The sequence below is a fragment of the Planctomycetia bacterium genome (assembly GCA_015200345.1).
In the GTDB taxonomy this organism is placed as follows: domain Bacteria; phylum Planctomycetota; class Phycisphaerae; order UBA1845; family UTPLA1; genus PLA3.
Genome location: CP054187.1, coordinates 2,758,254 through 2,775,492, shown reverse-complemented (window position 1 = coordinate 2,775,492; position 17,239 = coordinate 2,758,254). Strand labels below are relative to the sequence as shown.

Sequence of the window (17,239 nt, the reverse complement as noted above, 5' to 3'; positions counted from 1 at the left end):
TTACCCGGAACTATCGTCGGTTGATCAGGCGGCGGCCTGTAGCGAGATAAGGCTCCACCCTGGTTTCCCCTACGCACTATAATAAGCAACTTTGAGCAGTCTGTTCAACCCGACGCGACCGAAAATGAAGACGTGCGAAGGGTGAAACCGGCTCGTCGGCGTGCTCTTTCGCACGCTACGTGACGAGCTTCCAGCAGCAGAACGAGAGACCTTCACAGCAAACAATCTCCAACCCGCCAAGGGCTAATCGACATGCTCACGACGATCCCAGACGGCCAATCCCAATCCGCACCGCGCGAAATTCGTGCACCGCGCGGGAATACGCTCACCTGCAAGGGCTGGCATCAGGAAGCCGCCCTTCGAATGTTGCACAACAACCTCGACCCGGAAGTGGCCGAGGACCCCGAGCGGCTGATCGTCTATGGCGGCACGGGCAAGGCGGCGCGGAGCTGGCCCGACTTTGACAGGATCGTTCGGGCGCTGCGCGAGCTTGAGAACGACGAGACGCTGCTGGTGCAAAGCGGCCGGGCGGTGGGCATCGTCCGCACGCACGAGGCAGCCCCGCGCGTGCTGATTTCCAACTCCATGCTGGTGCCGAAATGGGCGACGTGGGAGGAGTTTCGCAAGCTGGAGGCGATGGGTCTGACGATGTACGGCCAGATGACGGCCGGCAGTTGGATCTACATCGGCACGCAGGGGATCTTGCAGGGGACGTATGAGACCTTCGGCGCGTGCGCGCGGAAGCACTTCGGTGGCACCGGGAAGCAGGATTGTGGCACAGGCATCTCGCCTGTGAACACACCCTCTCCCTCCCAGGGAGAGGGCCGGGGTGAGGGTCTGCTGGCCGGAAAGTTGATTGTGACCGGCGGCTTGGGCGGCATGGGCGGGGCGCAGCCGCTTGCGGGGACGATGCACGGGGCGGTGGTGCTGTGCGCCGAAGTGGACCGCGAGCGAATCGACAAGCGTCTCAAAACAAGGTATCTCGACCGCGTCGCCGGCGGCATCGCCGAGGGAATCGACGAGGCCCTGCGCGTCAAGGCCGCGCGGCAGGCCGTTTCGATCGCCGTCGTCGCCAATGCGGCCGACCTGCTGCGCGAGCTGGTCCGGCGAGGCGTCACGCCCGACCTCCTCACCGATCAGACCAGCGCCCACGACCCGCTGAACGGCTACGTCCCCAACGGCCTGCCCTACGACGCCGCGCTGGCACTTCGCAAGAGCGACCCGGAGCGCTATCGCCGCGAGTCGATGCGCACCATGGCGGAGCACGTCGCATGCATGCTCGAACTGCAACGCCGCGGCGCGATCACATTCGACTATGGCAACAACATCCGCGCCTTCGCCAAGGAAGCCGCCGAAACAGGCCTGGCCCGCTTCGAGGATCTCAATCCGCTGTTCGCCATCCGCAATGCGACATTCGATCCGTTCGCCATCCCCGGCTTCGTCCCCGAATACATCCGTCCCTTGTTCTGCGAGGGCGCCGGGCCGTTTCGATGGTGCGCCCTGTCGGGCGACCCGGCCGACATTGCCGTGACGGATGAGACGATCTTGAAGCTGTTCCCGAACAACGAACATCTCGCGCGGTGGATCACGCTCGCCGGTGAGCGCATCGCATTCCAGGGCCTGCCCGCGCGCATCTGCTGGCTCGGCTACGGCGAGCGCGCCAAGGCCGGCCTCGCCTTCAACGAACTCGTCCGCACCGGCAAGGTGAAAGCCCCCATCGTCATCGGCCGCGATCATCTCGACTGCGGCAGCGTCGCCAGCCCCAATCGCGAAACCGAGGGCATGAAGGACGGCAGCGACGCCATCGCCGACTGGCCGATCCTCAACGCGCTGGCCAACACGGCCTGCGGCGCGAGCTGGGTGAGCGTGCATCACGGCGGCGGCGTGGGGATCGGTTACTCGATCCATGCGGGCATGGTGGCCGTGGCCGACGGCACGAAGCTGGCGGATGAACGGCTCGCGCGCGTGCTGACGTGCGACCCGGCGATGGGCGTGTTTCGACACGTCGATGCGGGCTACGAGCGGGCCGAGGACGTGGCGGAGGAGCGGGGCGTGCACCTGCCCGGACGATAAATACGTCTCAATTTCGGGACAATGCCATTCCTGACAGACTGGCTTTACGGTTGACGCTTTTTTGCGCCTTGACTCTTGCACGCAGTCTTGATATGCTCGGCGGATGAAGGAGGGCGTGTCATGCGGGCGTCGTGGGCATATTCAATCGTCCTGATCCTGGCAACGACTCATGTTCGCGCGGGCGCTGCCGGCCCGCTCTCCCTCACCGAGCGCGGCGCACCGACGCCCAGCTTCACGCTTCTGGGCGATCTACCCGGCGGCGCGTTCATGAGCCGTGCGACCGCCGTCTCCGCCGACGGCAGCACCGTGGTCGGGTACAGCACGTCCACCGCGTTGAATCCGGCAGGCAGTGACGAGGCGTTTCGATGGAAAGATGGACAACTCCTCGGATTGGGCGGCGGATCGGCCATGAGCGGGCTATACAGTCGTGCGGTCGGTGTGAATGAGACCGGATCGACGGTGATCCTGAATACTCTTGTCTTCGGCTTGGAACGAGCCCTGCTCTGGCAGGACGGCGTAATGAGCACGGCTTTCAGTGAACTCTCAACGGCTGCCGGCATGGCCACGACTGGGAACTACGCGGTCAAGTCATGGTTGGGTGCGGGAGTACAGTCGTACATTCGAAGTGATTTCCAAACCGTTCAGATTCCGATCCTCCCGGGCGGCGACCATCAGGGTTTTGGCGTTCAAGTATCGGCTATTTCGTCAAATGGCTGGTCGGCCATCGGCAAGAGCGATTCGGCGGGGAATGTGATTCAGTCCTTTCGCTGGAAAGCCGGTATCGGCACAACGCCGATCGGCTTCTTGCCCGGTTGCACCAATAATGAAGTAACTGCCATTTCAGGGGATGGCGACCTCGTCGTGGGGTATTGCACGCCCGACATGGGCGTGGGCCAGCTCTTCCGCTGGACCCCCGCCACGGGTATCCAGCCTTTTGTCGATGGAATCGGTGCGGCAGCGATGTCCGACGATGGTTCGGTCATGGTCGGAGGAAACTGGATCTGGGACCCCGAGCAGGGCGCGCGAGAATTGATGCCCTTGCTTTCTAGCTGGGGCGTCGATCTCACCGGAATCTTCATCTTGCACGCGACCGACATCTCCGCGTCGGGGAATGTCATCGTCGGCAACGCCGAACACGTTGACGGTCGTATTCAGGCCTTTCGGCTCGTGGTCCCCGAGCCCGCTTCCGCAATACTGCTCGCTCCGATGCTTATGATGCTGCGCCGCGGCGCGAAGGATCGCCGCGCCACGAAGCGTTGAACGCCCATCACGGCTTCGTCGCGCCACCTCGTGCGCCAAGCACGCGATTATTCTTCATCCAACAAATGCCCGAGCTTGGTCCGCTTGGTGCGCAGATACTTCTCATTCCCCGGGCGGGGTTTGATGCGCAGCGGCAGTTGCTCCACGACCTCCAACCCGTAGATCGTCAGCCGGCTCGTCTTCTTCGGGTTGTTCGTAAGAATCCGCACCTGATGCAGACCCAGGTCGCGGAGAATCTGCGCGCCGATGCCGTAGTCGCGCTTGTCGGCCGGGAAACCCAGCTTCTCATTCGCCTCGACCGTGTCCAGCCCCTCGTCCTGCAACCGGTACGCATGCAGTTTGTTCGTCAGACCGATGCCGCGGCCTTCCTGCCGCAGATACACCACCACCCCCTCGCCGGCTTCGGCGATTCGCCGCATCGCGAGCTCCAACTGCTCGCCGCAATCGCAGCGATACGAACCGAACACGTCACCCGTCAGGCACTGGCTGTGCACGCGCACCAGCACCGGATGCTCGACGCGCACCGGCTCGCCGGCTCCATCGTGTCGGCCCAGCTCGCCCATGCACAGCGCCACGTGCGGCTCGCTGTCCAGCACCGATTCGTACGCATGCAGCGTCCACGTGCCGAACTCGTTCTGCAACGGGATCGATTCGATGCGAATGACCGACCGCTCGCGCTGAAGGCGGTACTCCACCAGACTCGCGATGGTGCAAATTTTCAGATTCAACTCGCGCGCCAACTCGATCAGCTCCGGCAGCCGCGCGATCTCCCCCTGTTTGTTGAGAATTTCAATGATCAGCCCGGCCGGTTTCAACCCCGCCAGGTGCGCTAAATCGACACTTGCCTCGGTGTGACCCGCGCGCACCAGCACGCCGCCGGCCTTGGCCTTCAACGGGCTGATGTGACCGGGCCGCCGCAGGTCCGACGGCTTGGCATCGTCCGCCATGCAGCGTTGAATCGTGCGGCAGCGATCGGCCGCCGACACGCCGCTTGTGACGCCGAACTCCGGCCCCGCATCAACCGAAACCGTAAACGCCGTGCCGTGCGAGGCGGTGTTCTCGCTGACCTGCGGATAAAGGTGCAGCCGCTCGCAGGTTTCGGCGGTGAGCGTGAGGCAAAGCTTGCCGGCGGCCTGACGGATCATGAAGTTGATCATGTCGGGCGTGGCGAGCTGGGCGGCGCAGACGAGATCGCCCTCGTTTTCGCGGTCTTCGTCGTCCACGAGAATGATGAATCGCCCGGCGCGAAGTTCGTCCAGCGCTTCGGGAATGGTCGCAAACGGTGACACATCAGGCATGACCGACCTGGGCTTTCAGCGCAGCGGGCCGCGCGAATCGGAGTCCAGATGCACCGGATCCCGCGGGGCCTGGGCGGCGATGAAACGGCTGCCCGCGCGGATATAGTCGAGTGTCGACAGGATCGCCAGCGCCACGACGGCGATCCACAAACTCCGCACGAAATAATAGCCGAAACGCCCCAGCCCATACAGCTCGGGCCAGAGCAACATCGCAAGCACCATCACCAGTTCCACGGTCGTACACCACTTGCCCAGCCGCCGCGGCTGAATGTGTACGCGCATGGTGGAGAGGTACACGACGACGAAGCCGATGCTTACCAGCAAGTCTTTCCCCACTGCCGCGACCGCCACCCAGGCAGGAAGAAACTCGGTCTTCGCCTGCGAATCGACCGCTTCGCGAATGCCGACCGTGCTAAGAATGACCACCCCGAACATCACAAGGAATTTGTCCGCCAACGGATCCAGAAACGCACCCAGGGGTGATTCGTCTTTCAATCGCCGAGCAAGGTAGCCATCCAGAAAATCGCTGATGGCCATGAGGGCGAACAATCCCACCGCGACGTGGCGCAGGAACGGGTGCCCGGGCTGACTAAGCAGGCAGGCAACAAACGGAGCAATCAACAGCAGACGCCCCACGGAAATGCGGTTTGGCCAGCCCATGAATTTCGTCTTCCAACCGGAGCAAACCACGCGGGGCAGCAAAAGTCAAAGCCTTCAAATGCCCCGCGCGTTGCCGCGAATTGCCGCCGGATCGGGGCATTAGGCAAGCCTCGACCGAGTCGCTATACTGATGGGCAACAAAAATGGATAAACAATGTGGCCGTACACGGGTGCGGCTGGAACCCGGAGAAAGAGAACACACGTGAAGAATGAGACAAGTCCGATAAGCGGCGGCGCGCGCGTGACGCGCGAAACGCCGGAGGGGCGACCTGCCGGTTCGGCGAGCGGCCCGAAGAAAGCACCTGAAACAACTGAATCGCGAGAAGCGGCGGAAGCACGTGAAGCGCGCGAGGCGGCCATCGCCGATTTCGTCGCGCGCTTCTGCCCGGGTCCGGACGGTGAGCACTTTCGCAACATGATCCGCACGGTCTGCCGCTTAAGTGCCGATGGCACGGCCCGCGCCGACGTGAAGTTGATGGATCGTGCCTTGGCCGAGCTGCGCTTCGCGTTCAAGACCTTCGCTCCCTACGAGCATATTCCAAAGGTGTCGATTTTCGGCTCGGCCCGCACGCCCGAGGACCACCCCGATTACCAGGCCGCGCTCCGCTTCGCCGAGCGCATGCGTGAATGCAATTGGATGGTCATCACCGGCGCCGGCGACGGCATCATGAAGGCCGGACACGGCGGCGCAGGAGCCGAGGCCAGCTTCGGCGTGGCGATCCGCCTGCCGTTCGAGCAGCGCACCAACGAGTACATCGCGCTGGACAAGAAGCTGGTGAACTTCAATTACTTTTTCACGCGCAAGCTGATGTTCATCCGCGAATCGAAGGCAATCGCCCTGTTCCCCGGCGGCTTCGGCACGCAGGACGAAGGCTTCGAAGCCCTCACGCTCATTCAGACCGGCAAAGCGCCGATGGTCCCCGTCGTGCTCATCGACGCCCCGGGCGGCACCTATTGGCAGCACTGGCGCACCTACGTCAAGGCTGAACTGCTGCACACCGGCATGATCAGCGCCGAGGACATGAACCTCATCAAGATCACCGACGACGTGGAAGTCGCCGTGCAGGAGATCCTGCGATTCTATCGGCGCTTCCACTCCTATCGTTACGTACGCGATACGCTGGTGATCCGTCTCAACGAGGCCCTGCCCGCCGATTTCATCGCCGGTCTCAACGCTGACTACGCCGACATCCTCGAAGGCGGGAAGATCGAGGCCAGCGCCGCCCTGCCTGAAGAGGGCGATGAACTCCCCGATAAACCGCGCCTGACCATGCGCTTCAACCGCCGCTCGCACGGCCGCCTTCGCAAGTTGCTCGACGCCATCAACGCCGTCGATCTCTCGGAGTCCGTCGCCGCGCATTAACCTCAACCCCGATGTCGCCTTCACTACTCATCTCATGGTGTCGCATTCCGCAACGAATTGACCTGTCGGCTCGAGGGTGTCTCTGATGCGCCGCGCGATCGGACTGGCTTTGCTGCTGTTGGCCCTTCCCGCCGGTGTCCTCGCGCTGACACATGCGCAGGCCCGGTGGAAGTACCCGCGCCGATTCGCCGAGATCGAAGCCGACAGCCTCTATCGCGGCGGAATGCCGACGGCCGAGCACATCCGCCTGCTCGCGTCCGAAGAAAAGATCAAAACCGTCGTCAGTCTCACCGATCAAACCAAGGATCCGCAGGATCAGGGCGCCGTCGCCGCGGCGCGCGCGCTGCGACTTAAGCAGATTCGAATTCCGATGCCGGGCGACGGGCTGGCTCCGTTCGAGGCGCTGGACCGCGCGGCCGAGGTGATCGCCGACGAACGCGCGCGGCCGACGTTTTTTCACTGCGCCGCGGGCAAACAACGATCCAACGCGGTACTCGCCGCTTACTGGCTGCGCAAGCAGGGCCGCACAATCGACGCGGTGTTGCAGGAACTCGAAGCGCGCTACGATCTTGATCCGGTCAAGGAAAAACCGCTGTGCGACCATTTGCGGGCATACGCGAATTACCTGGCCCACAAGCCGGCAGGCACGGCAGGCAATCCCGGCGCGCCCCAACAGGCTGCACTGCCGCATTGAGGTTTCCATGCTAATCGTCATGAAACAAGGCGCAACGGCCGAACAGATTCAACGGGTCTGCGATCGCATTCGCGAGATCGGCTACACGCCGCACGAGATTCCCGGATCGATTCGCACCGCCGTCGGCATCACCGGCAACCCCGGCGCGGTCTCGCCCGATCACTTTCAGGACCTCGACGGCGTCGCCGAGTGCGTGCCGATCTCCAAGCCCTACAAGCTCGTCAGCCGCGAGGTCAAACCCGAACCGACCATCATCGACGTGCGCGGCGCGAAGGTCGGCGACGGCGGCCTGCACATCATGGCCGGTCCGTGTTCCGTCGAGTCGCGCGATCAAATCCTCCGCACGGCCGAAGCGGTGGCGGCGAGCGGCGCGAAGTTTCTCCGCGGCGGCGCTTACAAACCGCGCACCAGCCCGTACGCCTTTCAGGGCATGAAGGAAGAAGGCCTGCGCCTGCTGGCCGACGTGAAGGCGGCGTTCGATCTGCGAATCGTAACCGAAGTGAAGGACGTCGAGTCGCTGGCGGCCGTGGCGGAAGTGGCCGACGTGGTGCAGATCGGCGCGCGGAACATGCAGAACTTCTCGCTGCTGGAAGCCGCCGGCCGATTGCGGCGACCGGTGCTGCTGAAGCGGGGCATCAGCGCGACGCTGCAAGAGCTGTTCATGGCGGCGGAGTATCTCCTAAGCCTCGGCAACTACAACGTCATGCTCTGCGAGCGCGGCATCCGCACCTACGAAACCATGACGCGCAACACGTTCGATCTCTCCGCGGTCGTCATGATCAAGCATCACACGCACCTGCCCGTCATCGCCGATCCGTCGCACGGCGTGGGGATCAGCTGGGCCGTGCCGCCGCTGGCCCGGGCGTCGGTCGTGGCCGGCGCCGATGGTGTCATGATTGAGACGCACCCCGATCCGAGCCGGGCGCTGTCCGACGGGCAGCAATCGCTCACGCTGCCGGACTACGCAAAGCTGATGGACGAAATGAAAGCCCTCGCCGCCTGGCGCGCCCAATAACGCTAGCATCTGTGCCAATACTCCCGCTCCCTCCAAGAGAGAGTTGGAGTGAGGGCGAACCTTGTTGCTTGAACCGCTTTTCCCCCTCACCCGACCTCTCCCCCAGGGGGGAGAGGAGTTTTGAAACCGATTCTAGATTGCCGGGGCTACCTCGCGCATCACGACGCCTCGCCGCGCGATCCGATGTCCTGGGCCGGCATCGGCGGCTCGTCGTTCGCCGGACGACCGCGCTTCGAATCCATCAAGAACGTCACACGGGCCATTACTTCGGGCGGGACCATCCTGCCCAGCATCGACCGTGCCTGGCGCAGGCTCGTGCGCCGCGTCAGATGCGTCAGCAGGAAATGCTCATTTTCCAGCCGCGGCAGGATTCGGGCGACGTCCTTCACGTGCAGGTGATGGCCCGCCCGCGCCCGCTTCACATGATCGGCCTCGAAGAACGTGCATTCGAGAATCATCACCTTCGCCGTGCGCGCCTGCGGGTGGTCGATCCACGCGCCCTCGGCCGTATCGCCACAATAGGCGACCAACGGCACTTCCACGGTGTGCTCAATCTGCACGCCCTGCTTCTTCAGCGCGACCAGCTCCGGGCCGGTCTTGCCGATAAACTCGGGCTTGAGCTTGTGACGCACATCGACGACGACAAATCCGAGCGACGAGACGCCATGATTGATCTCAAACGCGCGAACCACCAGTCCCCTGCGAACGTCGAAACTGTCCCCGGGCTTCATGCCGATGACGCGCGCGGGGGACGGATGCCCTTCGATGCGCGACCAGACGCGAAGCAAGTCGCGAATCGGTTCGACCAGCGAGACCGGGGCGAGCACGCAACCCGGCGCGTTGCCGACGAAATTCCGCTGGCTGAAGTAATAGGCCAGACCGGCGGAGTGGTCCATGTGGCCGTGGGAAAGGAGGACGTGATCGACGGCGAGCATCTGCGCGGGCGCTTTGCCGACATCGAAGCAGACGTTCAACTCCGGCGCGGCGATGACGGTCTCCTCCCCGGCGACGCTGTAGCCGGTCAGGAGAATGTCGCTCAATCGGTGTTCGAGAAGTCGTCCGCTCATGGTTGTGAATTCTTTTTGCGGCGCGGTTTGGAGTCCCGCCGCGGCGCGAGGGAAAATCTTACGGCCAAAGATCGAGCGTGGCGAATCAGACGGCGGCTATTTTTTTCTTGACACCCGCGCCATAGGGTGATACGGTCGGCGGGCATACAAGATGTTGGGGCTGGTGGGCAACCCCGACAAACAGCCGTGGCGATCCATGCAATGCCCGTACTGCAAAGAAAATCGTCATCGGGACAAAGTCATCGATTCGCGACTGACGGAGGGGGGGACAGTCATCCGACGGCGGCGCGAGTGCCCCTCATGCAAGCGCCGCTACACCACCTATGAACGCGTCGAGGAAACGATCCGGCTGCTGGTCATCAAGAAGGACGGCACCCGCGCGCCCTACGAGCGCGAGAAGCTGTTCGGCGGCCTGCAGCGCGCCTGCTGGAAGCGATCCATCAGCGCCGAAGCCCTCACCGACATCATCAACGAAGTCGAGGAGCAGGTCTTCCGCCAGTTCGACCGCGAAGTGCCCAGTTCGTTCCTCGGTGAGGCCGTCGCGCAGCGCCTGCGCAAGATCGACAAGATCGCGTACCTGCGCTTCGCCAGTCTCTACCACGAGTTCCAGATGGTGGATGACTTCATACAGGAAGCCAAAGACATCTTGGACCGCGACAAGCAGGAGGTCGACGGTCAGCAGGAACTATTCCATGAGCCACCAACGGAGTAAGGGCGAGTTGCGCGTCGTGAAGCGCGATGGAAGCATCGAGCCGTTCATGACATCCAAAATTCTTCGTTGCATCTTTAACGGACTGGAGGCAACCGGGCAAGCATCCGAACTGACCGCCGCCATGTCGCGCGGCCTGGGCGAAGCCGTCACCGAGTATCTGCACAGCGTCAGCAAGGGGTCCACCATTCCCTCGCGCCAACTGGTCGATCTGGTGGACCTCGTGTTGAGCCAGACCGGGCACTGCGAGGCGGCGATGGCGATTCGCCATCATGCCAACCTTCGCGATCGCCGCCGCAAGGTGATGATGGTCGCGACCCCGAGGCCGACCGACGGCCGCTTCGTCCAGAAGCGCTGGGACAAGTCGCTGATCGTGCAGCATCTGAAGCGGCAGCATCAGTTGGACGCGCCGGCGTCGCGCATGATGGCCAGCCGCGTGGAGCAACTGGTGTTCAACTGCGGCCTGCGGGTGGTGACGGCAGGCCTCGTGCGCGAGATGGTGCGCAGCGAGCTGCTGGCGTGGGGCCTGATGCCCGGCGCGCTGGTGGTGAAGCGTGTGCGGCACCAAAAACCGAACTCGAAAGGCAAGGTGAAGGACCATACCGATCCGGCCAACCCCGCAAAGGGCGCCGGCGAGTAATGGGAATGTGACCCCCATCGCGGGGCAAATCGCGGCGGAGCCACTCAAGGATGAGAGGTCACGGATGCAAGCTCCGACCGTTCACACAAGGCCTGTCGTAAGACAACGCCCTCATCCGAGCGCCACGGCGTGGGCTCCGGTCTTGCGGCAGGCCTGATTTTTTTCACCGAATTCGAGTCGCACGATGCTGCTGGGCAACGGCAACTGACGTGAATGCAAACGACAGGACGGCCGTGATGAAGCGACGGAACAGGTCTGCATGCAGATGAACCATGGCGAGGCTCCTGAAGGGTTGGCGGCTCGACGGCGCGGAGTCGGCGCGCTCCCCCATGGATTAGCCGGTCCGGGGATAATATTCCGGGAGAAGAATCGCCGGAGGACGCACAAGAAAATCGCAAAAAAAGCCCCGGCCCAAGCCTAGCCGGGGCTTCATGTTAATCACTGATTCGATCGCAAATAGGCAGGATCAAGGTATCTACCGGCCATTGGCTTCACGTCATTGCTGAAGCTTCTTGGCCTTTTCGACCGCTTCCTCGATCTGGCCGACGTACATGAACGCCTGCTCGGGCAGGTGGTCGTACTTCCCTTCGCAGATGCCTTCAAAGCTGCGGATCGTATCGTCCAACTGCGTGTAGTTGCCGGGGAAGCCGGTGAACGTCTCGGCGACGTAGAACGGCTGGCTGAAGAATCGCTCGATCTTCCGCGCGCGGGAGACGAGCAATTTGTCTTCTTCCGACAGTTCGTCCACGCCGAGAATCGCGATGATGTCCTGAAGATCGCGGTAGCGCTGGAGAATCTGCTGCACGCGCTTGGCACAGTTGTAGTGCCGGTCGCCGATGTACTGGGCATCAAGAATACGGCTGCTCGACGCCAGCGGATCAATGGCCGGATAAATGCCCTTCTCGGAAATCGACCGCGCCAAGACGATGAATGCGTCGAGGTGGGTAAAGGCCGTCGCGGGGGCCGGGTCGGTCAAGTCGTCGGCCGGCACGTAGACCGCCTGCACCGACGTGACGGCACCCTGACTGGTGGACGTGATTCGCTCCTGCAACTCGCCCATCTCGGTCGACAACGTCGGCTGGTAGCCCACGGCGCTGGGCATGCGTCCCAGAAGCGCCGACACCTCGGAACCCGCCTGGCTGAAGCGGAAAATGTTGTCAATAAAAAGCATCGTGTCCGCGCCGGAATCATCCCGGAAATACTCGGCCATCGTGAGAGCGGAGAGCGCGACGCGCAATCGCGCGCCCGGCGGCTCGTTCATCTGGCCGAAGACCATGGCCGTGTGCTCGATGACTTTCTTCACCTTGCCGCTGCTGTCCTTGAACTCGGCTTCCTGCATTTCCAGCCAGAGGTCGTTGCCCTCGCGGGTCCGCTCGCCGACGCCGGCGAAGACCGAGTAGCCCGAGTGCTCGCGGGCGATGCGGGCGATCATCTCCTGGATGATGACCGTCTTGCCGAGGCCGGCGCCGCCGAACAGGCCGGTCTTGCCGCCGCGGACGAACGGCGCGAGCAGGTCAATGACCTTGATGCCGGTGACAAGCTGCTCGGTCTTGGGCGTCAATTCGGAGAAGGTGGCCGGCTCGTGGTGAATCGGCCGCGTGGTCTTGGCGTTGACCGGTCCGCGACCGTCGATCGGCGTGCCGACGAGGTTGAACACGCGGCCGAGCGTTTCCATGCCGACGGGCACGCTGACCGGAGCGCCGGTGTCGATGATGTCAACGCCGCGACAGAGACCGTCGGTGTTGCCAAGGGCAACCGCTCGGACGCGCCCGCCGCCGAGGTGGCTGGCGACTTCGCAGGTCAGTCGCTCGCGGGTGGTCTTGCCGCCGACTTTGCGATCGACGTCGACAAGCAGGGCGTTGTAGATGCGCGGCATCTTGTCTTCGGGAAATTCGGCGTCAAGCGTCGAACCGATGACCTGCGTTACTTTTCCGATATTTCCACTTGTCGTGGCCGTTGCCATTCGTCTTCTCCGATCGTCTTTACTTCAGCGCCTCGGCGCCGCCGACAATGTCGAGTAGTTCCATCGTGATCTGCGATTGCCGCGCGCGGTTGAACGCCTGCGACAGCGACTTGATCATGTCGCCCGCCGCGTCGGTCGCCGCCTTCATCGCCACCATCCGCGCGACCTGCTCGCTGACCGCCGCGTCGGTGAAACACTGATACAATCGCACCTTCACCGTCTGCGGCAGAAGCACTTTCAACAGCGCCTCCGGCTCGGGCGAGAAATCGTATTGCACGCTCGATCCTGCTCCGCCACCTCCCGCGGATGGTCCCGAGGCGCCGGGCTGCTGCGCCATTGCAACATCCGCCGACAACGGCAGCAACTGAATCGTCTCGGCCGCCTGCTTGCCGGTCGAGATGAAACGCATGTACGTCACCGTCACGCGGCCGATCTCGCCCGCGATGTACCGCTGCATCAGTTCGGTGGCGATCGGCTCGACCTGCTCAAAGCGCGGGCGGTCGTCGATGTTCGTGATCGCCTGCGACACCGGACGGCGAATGAACTTGAAATACGCGTTGCCCTTCTTGCCGACGACGACGAGTTCCTGCGTGCGCGCGCTGCCCGCATCGAGCTGCACCACGGCCTTTCGCAGAATGCTCGCGTTGTACCCGCCGCAGAGGCCGCGGTTCGACGTGATGACCAGCGCGATTTCCTTCGCCGCGTCCGGATGGTCGCGCAGGAGCGGATGATCGATCTGCCCGGCGGTGGCGGCGGAAAGCTCCTGCACGAGTTGGGTGATCTTCTGGGTGTAGGGCTTGGTGGCGACGGCGCGGTTGTAGGCCTGCTGAAAGCGCGCGGTGGCGATGAGCTGCATCGTCTTGGTGATCTTGCGAATGTTCGTCACCGCTTTTCGGCGTTTGACGATCTGTCGTGCCTTAGCCATTAGCCTTTAGCCCTTAGCCATGAACCCAACGCCCGCCTCACTTCTTGTTCGCAGAAACGAAGCGGCTCTTGAACGCCGCGATCAGTTCCTTCAGCTTCGCATCGATGGCGTCCGTCAGTTCCTTCTTGTCGGTCAGCTCCTTGTGCACTTCGGGATGCTCGTCGCGAATGTGCTTGAGCAACTCTGTTTCGAACTTCGCCACCTGCGAAATCGGCAAATCGTCGAGGAAACCCTTCGAACCGGCGAAGATGCTGATGACCTGGTCAATGACGTTATACGGCTTGAACTGACCTTGCTTGAGCAATTCCACCATGCGTGCCCCGCGATCGAGCTGCCGCTGCGTCGCGGCGTCGAGCTCCGTACCCAACTGGGCGAACGCTTCCAGCTCACGATACGCCGCGAGGTCCAGACGCAGCGAGCCGGCAATCTTCTTCATCGCCTTGATCTGCGCGTTGCCGCCGACGCGGCTGACCGAGATCCCGACGTTGATCGCGGGCCGCACGCCGGCGAAAAACAAATCCGGCTCCAGGTAAATCTGGCCGTCGGTGATCGAGATCACGTTGGTCGGGATGTACGCCGACACCTCGCCTTCCAGCGTTTCAATCACCGGCAGCGCGGTCAGCGATCCGCCGGAGGTGGGATCGACCACCACGGCGTGCCCCGGATGATTCTTCACGTCGTGCTCGGCCTCGTGCTTGCCCGGCACGCCGATGTACGTCTTCCCGTTCACGCCGCCGGCCTTGTATGGCTGGCCCGCCGGCACAATCGCGCGGCGCTCGGCCAGCTTGCAGGATCGCTCCAGCAGGCGGCTGTGCAGGTAGAACACGTCGCCGGGGTAGGCCTCGCGGCCCGGCGGGCGCCGCAGCAAAAGAGACAACTGCCTATACGCCTGGGCCTGCTTCGACAAGTCGTCGTAGATCACCAGCGTGTGCTTGCCGTGCGTGTACATGAAATACTCGGCCATCGCGCAACCGGAATACGGAGCGATGTATTGCAACGGGGCAGCGTCGCTGCTGCCGGCCGACACGACGATGGTGTAATCCATCGCGCCGTGCTCGCGCAGCTTCTCGACCGTGCCGGCAACGGTCGATTCCTTCTGGCCGACGGCGACGTACACGCAGATCACGCCCGTGTCGCGCTGATTGATGATCGTGTCGATGGCAATGGCCGTCTTGCCTGTCTTGCGGTCGCCGATGATCAGCTCGCGTTGCCCCCGGCCGATCGGGATCATGCTGTCGATGGCCTTGATGCCGGTCTGAAGCGGCTGGTTCACGGGTTGGCGCTCGGCGATTCCGGGGGCCGGGTACTCAAGCGGCCAGCGCTCGCTGCACGTTGCGGTGCCCTTGCCGTCGATGGGCCGGCCGAGCGGATCGACGACGCGTCCGATCAGGGCGTCGCCGACGGGCACGCTCAACAGGTTGCCGGTCGCCTTGACCGTGCTGCCTTCCTTCACGCCGAGGTAGTCGCCGAGGACGACCGCGCCGACGGAGTTCTCTTCCAGGTTCATGACCTGGCCGATCGCGCCGTTTTCGAACTCGATCATCTCGCCGGCCATGGCGCTGGAGAGACCGTAAATCTGTGCGACGCCGTCGCCGACGGTGATGACGCGTCCGACTTCGGCGGCTTCGAGGTGCTCGCGGTAGTTCGCGATTTCCTGCTTGAGGACGGAGGCTATTTCGTCAACCTGAATCTTCATGTGCGATTTACCCTTGTGTCACAAACTTCGATACGCCGCCGACCAGCGATTCCCTCATCGTCTCGTGCAACCGATGCTGCAAGTCGTGCAGCCGCCGACGCACCGAGTAGTCGTACAGCCGATCGCCCGCCTGGACGATCAACCCGCCGAGAATCGAGGGATCGACGCGCTCTTCAAATCGCGAATCCAACCCCGTCAACCGGCGAACTTCCTCGCGGACGCGTGCCCGGGTCGCGTCGTCCAACGCGACAGCGGTCGATACATGAACCGCGGTGCGACCGAGCGATTCATCGAGCTTTCGCTGATACGCGGCGCAGACCTGCTTGAAAATATACGATCGGTGACGATCGTTCAGGACCAGCATGAGGTTGAGCACCAGCGGGCTGACCCGTCCCGTGAACATCCGCTGAAGGATCCCGCGCCGCGCATCGTCATCGAGCGCCGCCGAGCGCATCATCAGCGAAAACGCCGGATGGCTCTTTCCCAGCGCGACCAGCTGCATCAGCTCGTCCCCGATCTCCTCCGCCTTGCCCGCTTCGCGCGCAAGCTCCAGCAAACTCTCGGCATACACTGCCGCGGCCGCTGATGTGATGTCGTATTCCGTTGCCATGCCTGATTCAAACTCTCGTTCTCTCCCCGGGGAGAGAACACGGGGAAGGCGCCTCGTTCACGTCAATCAGTTGTTCCGACCCGCTTTGCTCAATTCCGCGATCGACTCATCCAGCAGCGCCTTGTGACCTTGCCCGTCGACTTTCTGCCTGATGATCTTGCCGGCCACGTCCGCCGCGAGGTCCAGCGTCCGCGAATACAACTCGCTGATCGCCGTCTCTTTCGCGATCTGGATGTCGCGCTGCGCCCGCGCCAGCAGCTCGCGGCCTTCCTTCTCGGCGTCTTCATGCAGCTTCCGACGCAGCGCCTCGCCATCGCGCCGCGCCTCTTCGACGATCGCCGCCGCCTCCTGATGAGCCGCCTCGAGCTTCGTCGCGTAGTCCGCCATCATCTTCTTCGCCTCGTCGCGATCGCGCTTCGCCGATTCCAGCGAATCCGAGATGAACTGCTCACGCTTCTGGAGCATCTTCAGGATCGGCCCCCACGCGAACTTGCCCAGTACGATCAGCACGAACACGAAGATGACCAGCGTCCAGAACGAATTGCCCAGATCGCCGCTAAACAGGTTCGGCGCCGCCTCACCGTGGCCGCCCGCCTCCGACGCCCATGCGAACGTCGACGGGAAGGCAACCAGGATCGATGCGACCGCACACGTCATTCGTCTCTTTAACATGCCGCGCGTCTTTCTTCGCCGTTGAAGGCCCGCCGGAGCGAGTCCATTCACACACTAATGATCTTCGTGATCTCTCAAACAGGGAACCGTGCCGGGCAACGGCGGTCTCGCTGCCGCCGTCGCCCGACCGGCGATTCTCGCTTTCTTACTTCAACACGCCCAGCAGGCACACCACCACCGCGAACAGCGTCGCGCCTTCGATCATGGCCGCCAGAATCAGCGCCGCACCGTTGATCGAACCGCTCGCCTCCGGCTGCCGCGCCATGCTCTCCGTCGCGCTGCTGCCGATCCGGCCGATGCCGGCCGCGCCGCCCATGATCACCAGCCCGGCGCCGATCGCCGCGCCGAGGTAGGCCGCGCCCTTGTCATCCAGCCAGCGATTGCCCGTGGCGCTCGCCGCGTCCGAAGCCATCACCGGCGCCGCGATGCACATCACGAACGCCAACGCCAACACCGTCAACACTGCCTTCTTCATGATTCCTCATTCCTCGTTGTCTGGCGAAGCCGGTGGAAACGGCTTCTTGTCTTCAACCCTCGTGCCATCGCCTCGCGGCCTCGTGACCCGCGCTTCCACTACGCGAGCATGGCCGGTTG

16 protein-coding genes are annotated in these 17,239 nt (G+C 63.3%); 7 read left to right on the top strand and 9 right to left on the bottom strand.

What is annotated here, in order from left to right; all coding sequences use genetic code 11:
* The first annotated feature begins 252 nt into the window (after positions 1-252).
* Positions 253-2,073 carry a urocanate hydratase gene (gene hutU / locus HRU71_11370; protein QOJ04042.1) on the top strand — a complete coding sequence of 607 codons (1,821 nt, stop codon included), beginning with the start codon at positions 253-255 and terminating at the stop codon, positions 2,071-2,073.
* Between the two features lie 120 nt (positions 2,074-2,193).
* A complete protein-coding gene (locus HRU71_11365; GenBank protein ID QOJ04041.1) occupies positions 2,194-3,333 on the top strand; it encodes a hypothetical protein in 1,140 nt (379 codons plus the stop codon).
* 47 nt (positions 3,334-3,380) lie between these two features.
* Here the strand turns inward: HRU71_11365 and ribA are convergent, their stop codons facing one another.
* Positions 3,381-4,631, bottom strand: a complete 1,251-nt coding sequence (ribA, locus tag HRU71_11360) for a GTP cyclohydrolase II (protein QOJ04040.1) — start codon at positions 4,629-4,631, stop codon at positions 3,381-3,383.
* 15 nt (positions 4,632-4,646) lie between these two features.
* Positions 4,647-5,291 (bottom strand): CDP-alcohol phosphatidyltransferase family protein, encoded by a 645-nt coding sequence (locus tag HRU71_11355; GenBank protein QOJ04039.1) that lies wholly within the window; start codon positions 5,289-5,291, stop codon positions 4,647-4,649.
* 202 nt (positions 5,292-5,493) lie between these two features.
* Between HRU71_11355 and HRU71_11350 the strand changes: the two genes are divergently transcribed.
* The 3 genes from HRU71_11350 (at position 5,494) to aroF (ending at position 8,363) form a co-directional block, all read left to right on the top strand.
* Positions 5,494-6,654, top strand: coding sequence for an LOG family protein (locus tag HRU71_11350; protein QOJ04038.1), 1,161 nt, complete (start codon positions 5,494-5,496; stop codon positions 6,652-6,654).
* Positions 6,655-6,739: 85 nt separating this feature from the next.
* Positions 6,740-7,348 (top strand): dual specificity protein phosphatase family protein, encoded by a 609-nt coding sequence (locus tag HRU71_11345; protein ID QOJ04037.1) that lies wholly within the window; start codon positions 6,740-6,742, stop codon positions 7,346-7,348.
* A gap of 7 nt (positions 7,349-7,355) precedes the next feature.
* The gene (gene aroF / locus HRU71_11340; GenBank protein QOJ04036.1) at positions 7,356-8,363 is read left to right on the top strand and encodes a 3-deoxy-7-phosphoheptulonate synthase; all 1,008 of its coding nucleotides are present in this window, start codon (positions 7,356-7,358) and stop codon (positions 8,361-8,363) included.
* Positions 8,364-8,521: 158 nt separating this feature from the next.
* Here aroF and HRU71_11335 read toward each other — a convergent pair whose 3' ends face one another.
* Entirely contained in the window at positions 8,522-9,430 is a 909-nt protein-coding gene (locus HRU71_11335) for an MBL fold metallo-hydrolase (protein ID QOJ04035.1), read from the bottom strand.
* Between the two features lie 196 nt (positions 9,431-9,626).
* Between HRU71_11335 and nrdR the strand changes: the two genes are divergently transcribed.
* Together nrdR and HRU71_11325 are read left to right on the top strand one after the other, a co-directional pair.
* Complete coding sequence (gene nrdR / locus HRU71_11330; protein QOJ05000.1) at positions 9,627-10,142, top strand: transcriptional repressor NrdR; 516 nt, start codon at positions 9,627-9,629, stop codon at positions 10,140-10,142.
* Positions 10,123-10,779: a hypothetical protein gene (locus HRU71_11325; protein ID QOJ04034.1), complete on the top strand. Its 657-nt coding sequence runs from the start codon at positions 10,123-10,125 to the stop codon at positions 10,777-10,779. Before nrdR ends, HRU71_11325 begins: the two co-directional genes overlap by 20 nt.
* 496 nt (positions 10,780-11,275) lie before the next feature.
* Here HRU71_11325 and atpD read toward each other — a convergent pair whose 3' ends face one another.
* From atpD to HRU71_11295, 6 genes are all read right to left on the bottom strand, one after another.
* On the bottom strand, positions 11,276-12,742 hold the full coding sequence (atpD, locus tag HRU71_11320) for a F0F1 ATP synthase subunit beta (GenBank protein ID QOJ04033.1): 1,467 nt from the start codon (positions 12,740-12,742) through the stop codon (positions 11,276-11,278).
* 19 nt (positions 12,743-12,761) lie between these two features.
* Positions 12,762-13,667, bottom strand: a complete 906-nt coding sequence (gene atpG, locus HRU71_11315; protein QOJ04032.1) for an ATP synthase F1 subunit gamma — start codon at positions 13,665-13,667, stop codon at positions 12,762-12,764.
* Positions 13,668-13,704: 37 nt separating this feature from the next.
* Positions 13,705-15,363, bottom strand: coding sequence for a F0F1 ATP synthase subunit alpha (locus HRU71_11310; protein QOJ04031.1), 1,659 nt, complete (start codon positions 15,361-15,363; stop codon positions 13,705-13,707).
* Positions 15,364-15,370: 7 nt separating this feature from the next.
* A complete protein-coding gene (gene atpH / locus HRU71_11305; protein ID QOJ04030.1) occupies positions 15,371-15,973 on the bottom strand; it encodes an ATP synthase F1 subunit delta in 603 nt (200 codons plus the stop codon).
* Between the two features lie 66 nt (positions 15,974-16,039).
* A complete protein-coding gene (gene atpF / locus HRU71_11300) occupies positions 16,040-16,645 on the bottom strand; it encodes a F0F1 ATP synthase subunit B (GenBank protein QOJ04029.1) in 606 nt (201 codons plus the stop codon).
* A gap of 145 nt (positions 16,646-16,790) precedes the next feature.
* Entirely contained in the window at positions 16,791-17,078 is a 288-nt protein-coding gene (locus tag HRU71_11295; GenBank protein ID QOJ04999.1) for an ATP synthase F0 subunit C, read from the bottom strand.
* Positions 17,079-17,239: the final 161 nt, after the last annotated feature.